4 protein-coding genes and 1 pseudogene are annotated in these 14,255 nt (G+C 60.7%); 1 reads left to right on the top strand and 4 read right to left on the bottom strand.

Features of this window, described 5'->3' with window-relative positions:
- Nucleotides 1–441: 441 nt before the first annotated feature.
- Both WX88_RS29485 and WX88_RS15745 read right to left on the bottom strand, forming a co-directional pair.
- Nucleotides 442–1,238, bottom strand: a pseudogene (locus WX88_RS29485) (IS5 family transposase).
- 68 nt (nt 1,239–1,306) lie between these two features.
- Nucleotides 1,307–4,699 carry a DEAD/DEAH box helicase gene (locus tag WX88_RS15745; RefSeq protein WP_046245346.1) on the bottom strand — a complete coding sequence of 1,131 codons (3,393 nt, stop codon included), beginning with the start codon at nt 4,697–4,699 and terminating at the stop codon, nt 1,307–1,309.
- A gap of 343 nt (nt 4,700–5,042) precedes the next feature.
- On the opposite strand from WX88_RS15745, the gene WX88_RS15740 reads away from it, so the two are divergent.
- Entirely contained in the window at nt 5,043–6,212 is a 1,170-nt protein-coding gene (locus WX88_RS15740; protein ID WP_046245345.1) for a hypothetical protein, read from the top strand.
- A 34-nt stretch (nt 6,213–6,246) separates the two neighbouring features.
- Here the strand turns inward: WX88_RS15740 and tamL are convergent, their stop codons facing one another.
- A complete protein-coding gene (tamL, locus tag WX88_RS15735; protein ID WP_231590726.1) occupies nt 6,247–8,667 on the bottom strand; it encodes a translocation and assembly module lipoprotein TamL in 2,421 nt (806 codons plus the stop codon).
- 8 nt (nt 8,668–8,675) lie between these two features.
- The gene (locus WX88_RS15730; protein ID WP_231590725.1) at nt 8,676–13,997 is read right to left on the bottom strand and encodes a translocation/assembly module TamB domain-containing protein; all 5,322 of its coding nucleotides are present in this window, start codon (nt 13,995–13,997) and stop codon (nt 8,676–8,678) included.
- Nucleotides 13,998–14,255: the final 258 nt, after the last annotated feature.

The following is a 14,255-nucleotide window of genomic DNA, read 5'->3' as shown; positions in this document are numbered from 1 at the left end:
GATTTTACGCCCATTGAACTAGCCTTCAGCAAGCTCAAAACCAGCCTGCGCACGGCCGCCGCCCGCTCCCGTGAGGCGCTGACGGCCGCCTTACAAGCGGCCCTGGCCTGGATAACGGCGCAGGATGCCCAAAACTGGTTTGGCCACTGTGGTTATCACGTACACTGACTGCAAAATCGCTCTAGGAAGATGGTGCCTTTGCTTCCTCCAGCTTATAATGTGGTCATAAAACCGGCTTTCTCTCCCGCTCGACCTGAACTGGCATAGCCTCGTGACTGGCACACTGGTTTTTGCTTAGACCCCGCCGGCCGGCAGTACCAGAGATGATGCCAGTGACGGTGCAGCGCAATATAGGATGAACTTCAGAGAAGCCTCCGTATCGACAGTAACGTGAGTTAGGCGTGATGCTGTAGCTATACCTTTCCTAGGTTGTACGGACAATTAACGAAGCCATAGCAGGGCTGCTACGAAATGCACCATTCCCCAAAAGCTGCTCGCCGTTTTATCGTAGCGTGTGGCCAGTCGGCGAAACGGCTTGAGGCGGCTGAAAAAGCGCTCCACTTTGTTGCGGTCCCGGTAGAGGTTTCGGTCAATCACGCGGTGGATGAGGCGGTTCTTGTTGCTGGGCATGACGGCCTGGGCCCCGAGGGCGGCCACGCTGGCGAGCACGGCATCGGTGTTGTAGGCTTTGTCGGCCAGTACGTTGCCGGCACCCCCGGCGGCCGAGAGAAGTTCCGCCACGCGCCGGCAATCGGTTTGCTGGCCGGGGCCGAGCACCACGCGCAGCGGGTTGCCCAACGCGTCGACCACCGCGTGGATTTTCGTCGTCAGCCCGCCGCGGCTGCGGCCGAGGGNTTTCGTCGTCAGCCCGCCGCGGCTGCGGCCGAGGGCTTCGTCGCCGACGCGGCTTTTTTTCGGCTGCCCGCCGCTTGGGCGTGGGCCCGCACGAGGGTCGAATCGAGCATGACCCAGTCCAAATCGGGCTCCTGCACGGCCTCGAACAGGCGTTGCCAAATCCCTTTTTGCGCCCAGCGCCAGCTGCGCTTGCGCAGCGTGTCGTGCTTGCCAAAACGGGCGGGCAGCGCGCGCCCGGCACACCCGTGGCGCGCCACCCAAAACACCGCATTGAGAAAGAGTCGGTTATCGGCCCCTGTTCGGCCAACGTCCCCGGCTTTGCCCGACAAATGGGGCGCTAAAGGGGCCCACGCACGGTCACTGATTTCATCCACATTGCTCACGAACGCAAAGATAATTGTCCGTATAACCTAGGCTAGTTTCTTACGCAAGAAGTGGTTCCTGCCACTGTTCAGTTGAACAAGTCCAGGAGTTCCTGCTGGGTGAGAGACTTGATGAGCGCCGCATTGGTTTTAATGAGAGCGTTGGCCAGCTTGTGCTTAGCGGCTTGCAGCTTCATGATTTTCTCCTCGATGGTATCGGGGCAGATGAGGCGCACGGCCACCACTTTCTTGCTTTGGCCGAGGCGGTGGCTGCGGTCGATGGCCTGGTTCTCCACGGCGGGGTTCCACCACGGGTCCACAATGTAGACATAGTCGGCCTCGGTGAGGTTGAGGCCCGTGCCACCGGCTTTGAGGCTGATGAGGAACACGCGCACGCCTTCATTTTGCTGAAAACGGTGGACGGGTGCGGCACGGTCGCGGGTTTTGCCGGTTAGGTATTCGAAGGGAATAGCGTGGGTGCGCAGCTCCTGCCTAATCAGGTCGAGCATGGTGACGAACTGCGAGAAGATGAGGATTTTGTGCTGGGGGGCCTTGTTTCGAATTTCTTCTACCAAGACCTCCAGCTTGGCTGACTGGGTGCCATAGCCGGCCAAATCGGGGAGCAGGGTGGGGGAGTTGCAAATCTGGCGGAGCTTGGTGAGGCCTTGCAGGATGTGCAGGCTGTTTTTGCGGGCCGTTTCTTCGTGCTGGCCCAGCAGCCGGTCGCGGAATTCCTTCTTGCAGGCCTCGTATACGCGGCGCTGCTCGGGACCCATTTCGCAGTAGAGTACCATCTCGGTTTTATCGGGCAACTCGCGGGCTACCTGGGTTTTGGTGCGGCGTAGCACGAAGGGGCTGACTTTCTGCTGAAGCGCGCGAGCCTGGTGCGCATCCTTAAACTTATCGATGCGGCTGGCATACAAGTCTTGGAAGTGCTGCTTGCTGCCCAGCAGGCCAGGGCAGGCAAACGAGAGCTGCCCGAACAAATCGAACGCGTTGTTCTCGACCGGCGTGCCGGTGAGCACCACGCGGTTGCGGGCCTGTAGCAGGCACGCGGCCTTATAGCGCTGCGAGTCGGGATTTTTGATGGCCTGGGCCTCGTCCAGAAACACGTAGTTGAAGCAATACTCCTTGAGTTGGCGGATATCGGCCACCAACGTGTTGTAGGTGGTTAGTACGATGTCGCAGGCGTCGAACCGCGCCGCTTCGCGCTGCCGGGCCGGGCCGTGCAGGGTGTGTACGCGCAGCGAGGGCGCAAATTTTTGCACTTCGGCCTGCCAGTTGAAGACCAGCGAAGTAGGCACCACTACCAGGCTGGGTGCGGCTGGGCTCTTGGCGCGCTGCAATACCAGGAAAGCCAGCACCTGCACCGTTTTGCCCAGGCCCATATCGTCGGCCAAGCAGCCGCCAAAGCCGAAGGTGTCGAGGAAGTTGAGCCAGTTCAGGCCTTGATGCTGGTAGTCGCGCAGGGTGGCGTGCAGGCCCTGCGGTATCGGTACGGGCTCGATGCCAGCAAAATTGGCTACGGCGGTCTGGTAGGTGGCCAGGCGGGCCTGGGCATCGGCGGTAATTACCGCCAGGTCGTACAGCTCCTGGATGGTGGCAAAGCCGATGCTGGGCGTGCGAATACGCTCCTCTACCACGTCGCCGGCCTCGAAATAGCGGGCGAATTTTTCTACCCACTCCTGAGGTAGGATGCCGCGGGTGCCGTCGTCGAGGCGCACGTAATGGCTTTTGTTGCGGATGGCCTGCTGCACCTGCCGCAGCGAGGCGCTTTGCGACCCAAACTGCACGTTGAGCTGAGTATCGAACCAATTCGTTTCGCCGGTTACGCGCACCGTGACCTTGGCCCGGTTGGGATTGAGGGTATTGTTTTTGAGCTTATTGAAGCCGAGAACGGTAATCTGCTGATTCTGCCAATCTTCAAAGGCGGTCAGAAACCATTCTTCCTGCAAAAATAGGGTTTTGGGTACGTAGAGCGAGGGCTGGTGCAACTGCTCCTGAAAATCAGGATATTGGCGCAGGAGGGCTACGGTGAAGCGCGCTTCGGCAGCGGCATCCCGTTCGAGCGCGAAAGGGCGGCCTAGTTCGTCGGTGCCCAGCAGCTGCCGCCGCGAAAGGATGGATACTTCCTTGGGGCCGTAGCGCATCACGGGCAGCAGCTCCACGTGCGGGCCAGCATCGGTGAGGTAGAGCAGCTTTTCGGGCTCCTGGTCGAAGCCGCTGGCTAGTAGCTGCTGGGGGGTAGCAGGCCGCACGTAGGAATAGTTGATGTGCAGCTGGTCTTCCAGATTAGCCAGCACGTCCTGCTGAAACTCGGCAAACTTGGTCCGATGAATCAGCAGGGTATTATTCCGTTTCTTGAAAAACTCGATGACGCGCCACGCGTCCACATTCTCAATCAGGTAAAGCACCTCGCCTACCGCCACAAAATACTCGTAGCGAATGGCGAGGCTCCTCAGGTCGACGGGCTGGTCGTGCAGCAGGAGGTGGCCGGCGATTTCAAAAAAGTCGCCCCGCTGGCTCACCCGCAGGCGCAGGTCGGTAGGCGCGCGGCGCAGCTGCAGGGGCACCAACGCCGGCGCCGTGAGCTTCTCCGATACAGCGGCATTGTGACCAAAAAACGGTAGCCCGGCGGGGTTACCCAGAATGGCCCGTAGCGCCTCAATCGCCCCGGCCGAGCGGGCCTCCTCGTAATTGTGCTGGAAGCGTGCTAACCCGGTATAAAACTTCAGCTCGGCGGCTACTTCCGTCTGCCCCAGGCCATCGAGGGGATTGAGCGTGGTTATGGGATTTTTGACTTTGCCGGCCGCAGTGAGGGCCGCTTCCGCCAGTTGCACGGTCAGGTGGCCGTAGTATTTATGCTTGCCAAATACAATGAGCCGCCGGCTATCTGGTGAAGGCAGCACGGGCTCGCGCCTGGTGGGCAGCAGCTCTTTCACCAGTTCCTGCTTCGCCACGGCAGTGGTGGGATAAAGGCCCGTTTGCCTGGGCGTAACCAGCAAGGCCGGGCGGGCGTAGGCCAAGTGAAAGTGCGCGTCGAGGTCCTGGGCATACTCCAGGCCGTAGTCGCGGGCGGTAGCTTTGAGCAGCTCGCGCCGCCGATGGGGGTCGAAGAACACCCGCAGCTCGTTGCGTTGCAAGATGCTGAGCAGCACCAGCGCCTGGTGCTCGCAAAGCGTGGTTTTTGGGGCCGGACAGGCGCAACTCAGCAGGAGCCCCTGCGCTTGCTGCTCCACTACGACGGCCGGAAACTTCTCGCCGCCCACCATTGGGACCGCGCTGGTAAACGAGCCGAAACCCAGTGTCAGCGTTTCGGGCTGAACGGCGGCCAGGGCCCGGCCCTCAAACGGTGGGAGCGCCGGGCAATGCCGGGCCACCGCCACGCTGGTCAGGGCCGCCAGCGTAGTTCCCGGGAGCCGGTACTGGTGGGGATGCGCCTCTTTGTCTGACAAAAGTGGAATCTGGGATTGTTCGGACATTGGGCAGCTCAGGTTACCAAGGTAGCAAGATAGTGGCTAGGGCCGGAGGCTAGAGTGGCAACTTTGTTCTTCGGCTTATTTTTGGGTTGGTGTATGCGGCGCGGGTGAGATGCCCCAAGTCCGCTGCGTACACCAGCCCGAGAACGGAAACTTAGGTTAAGTATCCACAACTGGCTGACTGACCCTGAACAAGTGCATATCTCTTGTGGGTGCAAGTGCTCGTGCCCCAGAAAGTGTACGCAACACCCCCGTCCCAAGCAGCAGTTAAGCCTTTTTTTGTGGCCCTATTGGGCCACTTTTGCTTTTCCTTTGTTGAAGAGCTTTGCTTTCGCTTCCTTAATCTATGCCGCTGCTTGAAGTTACGGATGCCCGCCTGGCGCGGCAGTTTATTGAATTACCGGCCCGCCTACACGGGGCGGTACCGCAGTATATCGGACCGCTGGAAAATGAAGTGGAGGCGGTGTTCGACCCGGCCAAGAATGCAAAATTCGCTAATGGTGAGGCCATACGCTGGGTCTTGACCGATGCTACGGGCACGGTTATCGGCCGGGTGGCGGCCTTCTTGAACCGCGATGCGGTGGACGTGCAGAACGTCGACCTGTCCACCGGCGGGCTGGGCTTCTTTGAGTGCATTGATGACCAGGCGGCGGCCAATATGTTGTTTGATGCTGGCCGGGCGTGGCTGGCGGCGCGGGGAATGCAGGCCATGGACGGCCCCATCAATTTTGGCGAGCGCGACCGGTTTTGGGGCTTGCTCATTGATGGCTTCGACCGGCCACCCAACTACGGCATGTTCTGGCACCCGCCGTACTACCAGCCGCTGTTTGAGCACTACGGGTTTCAGCTTTATTTCAAGCAATACACCTGCTACCGCACCACGGCCGCGCCGCTGCATGCCAGCTTTGCCAAGCGAGCCGAAGAGCACGCCGCTGAATTTCGCTTTGCCCACGCCCGCAAGCAGGACGCCGAAAAACTGGCTCAGGATTTCCACCACGTCTACAACCTAGCTTGGGCCAAGCATTCGGGTGTGAAACCCATGACCCTGGACCAGGCCCGTAACATCGTGCGCGAGATGAAGCCGGTGGTGGACGAGCGCCTGCTCTGGTTTGCCTACCGCGGCACCGAGCCGGTGGCCTTCTTCATCAGCCTGCCCGAGCTGAACCAGATTTTCCGGCACGTGGGCCGGCGGCTGAACCTCTGGGGCAAGCTGCGCTTTCTGTGGGCGCAATGGCGCTTCCTGCGGCGGCCCGACAAGCGGATGTTCGGCATTATCTACGGTGTAGTGCCCGAATACCAAGGTAAAGGCGTAGACGCGGCTATGCTGGTACACGCCCGCCAGGCTTTCATCGACGCGGGCTACGCCGACCTGGAGATGAACTGGATTGGGGATTTCAACCCGCGGATGCTGGTAACCACCCGCTCCATCGGCGCTACCATCGTGAAAACTCACGCCACCTACCGCTTCCTGTTCGACCGCGAGCGGCCATTTGAGCGCAGCCCGATAATTCGGTAGGATATATCTTCAAGCAAGCTTGTCCGACATCGGCTTAGAAAGGATAGCCAATAGCCAGATTCAGGCGGCCGGTGGTGCTGGTGGGCGTGCCGTAAGGGGCTTGCAGCGGAATAGCATAGTCGAAGCGGATGACGAAAAATTGCACATCAATGCGCAGACCGACGCCGGTGCCTACGGCCAACTGGCTGAGAAATGTGCCGGAGTTGAACTTGCCACCCGGCCGGCTGGGGTCCTCATTCACGAGCCAGATGTTGCCGGCATCTAAGAATACAGCCCCTTTGACGTAGGGGAATAAATCCTGGCGGTACTCTACGTTGCCTTCCAGGCGCAGGTCGCCTACCTGGTCGTAGTAGTTATTGATAATGTCAGAACCGGTGGGGCGGTAGGTGCCCGGCCCGATTTCGCGGGCGGCGAAGGCCCGGACGGAGTTGGGGCCGCCGATGCCGTACTGGCGCAGATAGGGCAGCGTGCCCCCGGCCGAATTACCGTAGGGCAGCCCTATTCCAATTTGCAGGCGGCCTACGATGCGGTTGCCGGAGGTGGGATTGGCCGAGATACGGTAGTACTCGCGCAGTTCCAAATCGACTTTAGTGTACTGCGCGAAGCGTTGGTTGGCAATAGTATAGAATTGGTCACCTTCTTTTTTGACAGCCAGGCCGCTTAGGGCGTTGGCAACGTTGCCACTGACTTCGAGCAGGCCCTGGAAGAAAATCTGTTGGCGGCGCTGTTCGAGCACTTGCTGGTTGAACGTGTAGCGGTACGAGCTGCCCAGGATGAACTGCTGCTGAAAGGCGGTGCGCAGAAACGGACGGCGAATGAGCACGGAGTCAAAAGCCGGCTGGCTCGAAAACGTGCTGTACGTTACGTCGATGGGCCGCAGCTCCTGCTCGTTTGTGATTTTCTTCTTCCAGCTGTAGCCATAATTGAGGTTGAAGCTGGCCGTGGTGAAGTACCCGGTGCGTGTAACGTAGCGAATGCCCGCCCCAAAGCTGGTACGGGGCTGGAAGTCAGAATTGGGCAGCTTCACGTCGAGTATTGGCAAGTTGGGGGCAATTAGCCGCGGCACAATCAGCTGGGCATTGAGGCCGAACTCAGTGGAAATAGCGCCGGTATTATTGCGGCTTTCGGAACCACTCGGGGCGCGGGTCTGCACTTCGTAGGACGCTCTGCCCGTTACGATTAGCTGCTCCGCCCCGCGCAGGGCCGAGCGATTACGGTAGCTGATGTTGATGCCCGGCCCGGTGAATTCGCTGGTCTTGTTCACCAGTTGCAGCTCGGCCCGCAGGCTTTTCTTCTTCAGCTGGGTCATGCGCACGTCGGCATCGAGGCGGCCGCGGCCGGCCGAATCACCCGCCGCCGCGGGGTTGAAGCGGATTTCCACAAATCGGAATGTGCCCAGGCTCATCAGGCGCGAGAGGGTTTGGTCGCGCCGCCGCTGCCGAAACAAGCTGTCGGGGTAAATGAAGACAGTATTGGTAATGGCCCGGGCCCGGAACATGTTCTCATCGGGCAGGTACTGGTACTTGCGAAAGCGAATGGGTGTGCGCCGGGTGGTGTCGGTCAGCACGAAATTGGTGTTCAGCTTCACTTCATCGAGCCAGTAGGGACGCAGGGCCCGCGCCGGAGCATTGGCTTTCACCTGCACGTCCACCGTCACCTGATTACGCAGCGTGCTATCAACGGCAAACAGCAGAATATCGGGCGTGAAATAGTAAAACCCCTGGTTTTTCAGGCTCGCGTCGATGCGCACCCGTTCCTGGGTCAGCACGTCCAGATTGTAAGGCTCGCCCACTTTCAGTAGGCTGGCTGCCTGGGTGCTGCGAATGGCGGCGAGCACCGCCGAGTCGCCGGCTGGGAAGTTTACTTCCTTGATTTTGTACACTTGGCCAGTCGTGGCCGTGTAGTTCACCTGGGCGGTTTTTGCCTCGGCCTTCACCTCATTCGTCACGGCCGCGTGGAAGTAGCCCCGGTTTTGCAGCCGATTGGTCATCAGCCCTCGCGTGGCCGCAATCTTTACCTGGCTCAGGAGCACCGGCGGCTCACCCAGCTTATCGGCCAGAAACTTGCCGATACCCTTGGTTTTGCCCACGCCCAGGTGCCAAAAGTACAGCTTCGGCCGCAGGCCCAGAAACGAGAAGTTGGGTTGCGGCCGTACCACGCCTTCCAGCTCGGTTTGCAGCGCGTCGGCATTTTTGGGTTTCTCCGGGTAATTGATTTTGACCTTGGTGCCAGTGTAGAGCTTTTCGTTGGCTGGAATGTAGCGCAGGCCCGAGCAGGCGGAAAACAACAGGCAGCCGAGAGCAAGGAAAGAGGAGCGGAGCTCTTCCCTCTTACCCAAGGCCCGCTTCAGCCATTCGGCCCGGCCCGGCAGCGCTCCGCGCAAACCACTATTGGTCCGTTGTCGAAACGACTGTTTTACTCCTGCCTCGCTCAATGGTACTATAATTCCGTTCATCATCAATTCTAGTTAGCACCCGCGATAGCCGGGGCCGCCTGGCGGCTCAGCGTACCACGCCTCTGGGGCAATACGGCCGCCGAGGCCGAGTCACGAGCTGCCTGGTCCTCTTGTTTCTGGTCCTCTCGGTCCTGCTTTTCCTGCTTGCGCGACTGTTTGCGCTGCTGCTTTACGTCCTGGCTCACCTTCTCAAACAGCTCCTTCACGTTGTTGTACTCGCGCTGGTAGATGAGGGCTGCGCCGGTCCGTACAATCTGGCCGTCAATGTCCTCGTAAGCATTCTGGCGGAAGGCGCGCAGGCGCAGGCGGCCATCGCGCAGCAGCGTGTACTCCAGGCTCACGTCGCCCGCCAGGTTGCTGGCCGTGCTGGCCCCCTGCGTCGACTGGGTGCCGCTGCCGCCTCCGCCGCCCGCAAGGGGCACGTCGGTGCCCACGCGTACGGTGAGGCGGTTGTTGAGCAGCTGGCGCCGCACGGCCACGTTCAAATCCGTGCGCGAGCCGGTGCTGCCGTCGGCCCCGTAATTAGCTTGGTTGGTCACGCCGAGGTCGAGGCCCAGGCCCGCCAGGTACTTACCCGTGAGGTTGTTGAGCTGGTCGGTGAGCACCGAGCTGACCGAGCCTCGCAGCTGCGAGGTGGCAAAGCTCTCTCCCGAGCTTGACTGAAAGGGATTTTGCTGGATAAACCGGCCCAGAATCAGCAGCGAAAACACTTGCTTGCTTTGCTCCGAGCTTTGGTCGGGCTGTCGCAGCTGGCCCAGCTTGGCATCGACCTGCCCGCCGAGGGCACCGCGCTGCTCTTCCGGCATGGTTATGTCGAAGCCAATGAGGGGCTTGGTAAGGTTGCCGGTTACGTTGATGAGCACGTTGAAGGGCAGCGTGTTGCGGGCCAGGCTTTGCGTTTCGGGGTTATCAGTTCCTTGGTTGGCCAGCAGCTCGGATGGTGAGGCCTTGAGCTTGTACACCGCCGTTAGGTTCAAGTCAGCGTTGTAGGGGTCGCCAGTCCAGGTCAGCGACGAGCCGCGGCGAATATTGAATTCCCGCGAAGTGAGGCCGTAGAGCGAAACGCGGTAGCTGCCGCGGGCCACCGTGAGCGCGCCACTGAGCGTAATGGTGCCGCTGGGGTCAATGTTGGTGGTCAGGGCGCCGTTGGCTCGCACCCGCAGGTTGTCGCCGCTGGCGGGGTCGATGATGAAGGTAAAAGGCGTGCGGTCGGTTATCTTAATACGAGCCGTCACGTCGTAGCCCTGGGTAGTCGTTTGCACTGTGTCCAGGGTCAGCTGCCGGGCCAGCGCGGTGTCGAGCGGAATGCTTTTGTCAATAAACTTGACAATGCCTTCACGTTCCTGCACCGACGGGTCGGCGCTCGGCGATTCCACCGTCAGGTCCGACCCATTGACCACTGTCACATCCGTATCGACTTTGATGAGCGTCAGCGGCCCGGTCAGGCGGGTATCGGAGTCGAGCACGAGGCGCCCGTAGTAGAGCGGATTGTCTTTGCGGGTGCTGCGTACGGCCATGAAATTACTGGTCGTGGCCCGCAGGTCGAAGGCGTAGTTGACAAAATCCTTAGTCAGCAAATAGCCATTGGCCACCGCCTTGTTCGACGCCGAATCGAGCACCGTGAAGTTGTTGAAGGCAATGCCCCGGTCATCAAACGTGAGCGCCTGGTTGGGCAGGCGGAAGGGCGAACCCAGCTGCGGCACGATGAAGCCGGCATCATCGGAGGTGGTGAGAGTGCCGCGCACCTGCGGGGCGGCGGTGGCACCCGTCACCGTCAGCCGCCCGCTGATGTAGCCGTTGGCGCTACGCAGCTGGCCCGCCGAGAAAGGCTCGATGAGCTTTAGATTGAGTCGGTTGGCATCGACGATAAAGTCGAGCGGGGTGGCGCTGGTGGTCACGTAGCTGCCGCGAATCTGCACGTCGTTGCCGGCTCCGCCCACGCTGCCCGCAGCGCCGCCGGTCAGGCGGGCTTCTACGTTGTAGCGGTCAGGCGCTGGGTTGGTGGCATCCACCGCAATGTCGCCGATGAGCGACTTTTGAAACACGAGGTTGCGCACCGTGGCGTTGGCGGTGAAGGCTTGGCGCTTGGTGCCCAGGTTGTCGATGCGAGCCGTGCCGTTGAGCGTGCCGGCCACCAGCGAATCCTGCTGCTGCACGATGCGGGCCAGCTCAGCCAGTTCAAAATCAGTAAACGTGACACCCAGCGGCGAGGCCGGCTCGGCCGGGTTCTGGCTTTGCAGGGCCAGAGCGCTGCGCCCGTTGCTGAGACGCAGACCATCGGCCACCACGGCGCCGGTGGGGTAGTAGCGCACGTAGTTGTTGGCGCCGGCTGTCCAGGCCGCGTAATTAAGAATCTGCTCGGGTGCGGCCGAAAACTGGTAGACCTGGCCCGTAACCCGTCGGTTATTAATTGTTACCTGTTCATCATTGATGGACAGCGTGCCGGCCAGTGCCAGCCGCTCCCGGTTGGCCGAGTCGCCGAGGATGGCCACGCGAGTGAAAACCTTGTTGTCGGCCACGTTGCCGGTGATGCTGGGGGCGCGCAGCTTCAGCGTGGTGTCCTGGGCGGCACGGGCCATGAGCAGGCTGTAGTTGAGCTTGCTGGCATCCGACCCCACATCCAGGCGCAGCGAATCGAGCCGATAGTTATTGTAGCGAATAACGGGAATGTCCGTCTTTGCCGTGAGGCGCGCGGCCTGACGGCTGTAGTCGCCGGCCAGCGTGAAAGGCGAAATCCGCTTCAGACCCGGCACCAGCTTCGTGGCAAGCGCGGGGTTTTTGAGTTGCAGAGAGTAGGTGAAGTGCCGGTCGGCGTTGCTGGCCACGTACTTCACGCCGGGCAGGTCGAAATAGCGGTCAACATGCTGCTGTAGCTCCGTGGCCAGGTCGCCGAGGTGGACGTTGCCGTCCAGGCCCACGTTGGCAATGTCGGATGTCACTGTCACGGCCGTGCGAGCGGGCGTTTGCACGATGCGACCATTCAGCGAGTCCAAGGCGAAGGGCTGGTTGTCGCGCGCAATCACAATTTTCTGCCCGCCAAACGTGCCGTTGAGGGAGTTGGCGTCGGCACCCCGTAGGTTGGCCACCAAGTTGCCTTGCACGCGCAGGTCGCCGCCGGTGTAGAAGCCCAGTGCCCTAAGATTAGCAGCGCGCAGGTTTAGCGAGTTCAACTCGTAGGTCGGGTTGCGGGCGTCGCGCAGATTCACCACGGCGCGCAGGTCGAGGTTCAGGTTGGGGTCGTCCTTGCTGCTGGCGCTGATAATGTAGCGGTTCTGGTCGAGGTCGACGGTGGCGCCCACGCCGCGGTAAGTGTAGCCGTTGTAGCGGGCGCTCTGCACGGTGGCTTTCACTTGGCCCACCAGCGTGGCCGGGTCTTTCAGATTGCCGGTAGCATTGAGGCGCCCAGTGGCCGTGACGCGGCCAAGCTGCGGGTTTTTCAGTAGTCGGCCAAAGTCAAACCCACTCACCGCGAACGTGCCCAGCAGCGGCTGCCGCCCGCTGGCCTGCGCCGCCCCCAGGTTGCCGCTGAACCCAATGTTGCCGTAGCTGGAGCGTAGGTTCAGATTGGTATCAAACTGCAGCGTGGTAGGCCGGCCGCGGAAAGTGCCACTCAGCGCCAGCGCGGGCGGAATGCTGATATTGTTCGGGATGCTACCCTTGGGGGCCAGGCTGCGAATGTCGGCTTCGGAAGTGCTGAACTGCTGAAGGTCGAGGTCGGTATATAGGCGCTGGTCGACGTTGGGCAGGCCCTGAATGCGGCCGCGCCGCGCTTTGAGCACGGTATTGCGCAGGCCCACAAACTCCAGGTTGCGCACCGTGAAGTCGCCTACCCGGCCGGTAATCTGCCCGTTGAGCAGCACCGACTGGTTGGGGCCCGTGTTGAAGGGGGAAGTGCCCGCCAGGTCCGGCGCCAGGTACAGAATATCGCGGAAGCCCAGGCGCACGTTGCGCAAATCGCCCTCAATCTTCATATTCGGCAGCTTCTTGGTGTCGCCGAGCGCGTCCAGCGACTCGTAGCCAATGGCCAGCGTGCGACGAATCCGGGTGTGGGGCGTCACCAAATCCAAGCTGTCGAGGCGGATTTGCACCGAGTCGTACACCACATTGGCTTTCCAGGAGTCGATGCGGAAGCCGCTTTGCTCCTTGCCCGCCAGGTTCTCGACCCGCGCCGTGGTCCGGTTTTCGGAGTACGACAAGTTACGGGTGTTCAGCACCAGGTCGGTGAAGTGCAGGTGGTTGTAGTCCATCGCCGGAATGCGGGTCCGTTGCTTGGGCTCGTTGAAGTTGTCAAAATTGACGGCCAGCCCGCTGATGTCGGACTGTTCCAGCAGCACGCGCCAGCCCGGCGAGGCGGCGGCCTGACCATTGGCGGCTTTCACTTTGTCGGTGGCCTCGTCGAGATTGCGCACGGCTTCGGCGGGGTTCACCACACGCTGCTCCACGGGCACGGCTTCGTTCTGAGCGTAGGCGAAGGTGGTACCCTTGAGAACGAGCTTGTTGAGGTTGATGCGCTGCTTTTGCAGGTCAATATCCCGAGCCGTAATGTCGGCCAGGCCAATGGTTGTGCTAATGAATTGCGCCGCCGGATTATTCTTATATGTAAACTGCACGCTGTCGAGCGTGGCCCTGTTCAGGCCGAATTGCAGCGTGAGCGGCTCGGTAGGAGCGGGGTTGTCCACTTCCGGAGCCGTTTTGGTTTGGACAATGCTGATGGCTGAGCGCCGCAAAGCCGCGTTATCCACTTTATACACCGAGTTATCCACATCCACCTCGTCCATATTGGCCGTGAATTCGCCAATGCGGGCCCGGATGTCAGAACCGGTCACCTGGTCTTGCTGGGTGAAGTAGATGTTGGTGAGCCGGGCCTTGCCAATGTCGTATTTCAGGCCCGAGGCGGTGGTATCCACTGGTGCGTTCGGGTCGCTGAACGCGGCGATGATGAAGTCGTAGTTGTTCACCGAATCGGGCTCGGTGCGGGTCAGGCGCACGCGGCCGTCGTTCAGCTCCACGTTCGAAACGTTGATTTGCTTGTTCAGCAGCGCCCAGATGTCGATATCAACGCCCAAATGCCCCACCGACAGCAGCGTATCGCGTTGCTGGTCGGCCAGATACACGCCGTCGAGGTTGATGGCGTGGCGAAAATCGGTGCGAAACCGCCCGATGCGCACCTCGGTTTTCAGCTTGCCCCGGAGGAAGCTTTCGGCTCGGCGGGCCACAAAATCCTGCCCGGCGGGGAATTGTAGCACAACTACCACCCCGATAATAAGCAGCAGGACCAGGGCGAATAACCCCAGCAATCCGTAAAGAGCGCGACGCAAAAATGTGGACAAAGCAGGAGGAAATAAGCACCAAACAAAGCGGGACGTCATTGCCAAACGCAAAATGAGCGGCTTGGGTTGGCAAGGGCGGCGCTTTATGTTATATAGAATAATAACTGTTCTAATTGGCGCGCGCTTTCGCGATGAGCCCGTTGGAAGGGGCATTAGCCGGGTTTTCGGTGGCCTTGTTGGGCGCGATTTTAAAGCCACTTTCAGGGTGAGCCAACGTTTCCGAATCAGTAAGCAACCCTGCTGAAATGCCCGCCCGTC

It is taken from the genome of Hymenobacter terrenus (assembly GCF_000972495.1).
GTDB lineage: Bacteria > Bacteroidota > Bacteroidia > Cytophagales > Hymenobacteraceae > Hymenobacter > Hymenobacter terrenus.
This window is presented reverse-complemented; position numbering and strand designations above follow the sequence as displayed.

Excerpts from the sequence above, each read along its gene's own strand:
- WX88_RS15740 (WP_046245345.1), top strand. The coding sequence starts at position 5,043 with ATGCCGCTGCTTGAAGTTACGGATGCCCGCCTGGCGCGGCAGTTTATT.
- tamL (WP_231590726.1), bottom strand. The coding sequence starts at position 8,667 with ATGAACGGAATTATAGTACCATTGAGCGAGGCAGGAGTAAAACAGTCG.
- WX88_RS15745 (WP_046245346.1), bottom strand. The coding sequence starts at position 4,699 with ATGTCCGAACAATCCCAGATTCCACTTTTGTCAGACAAAGAGGCGCAT.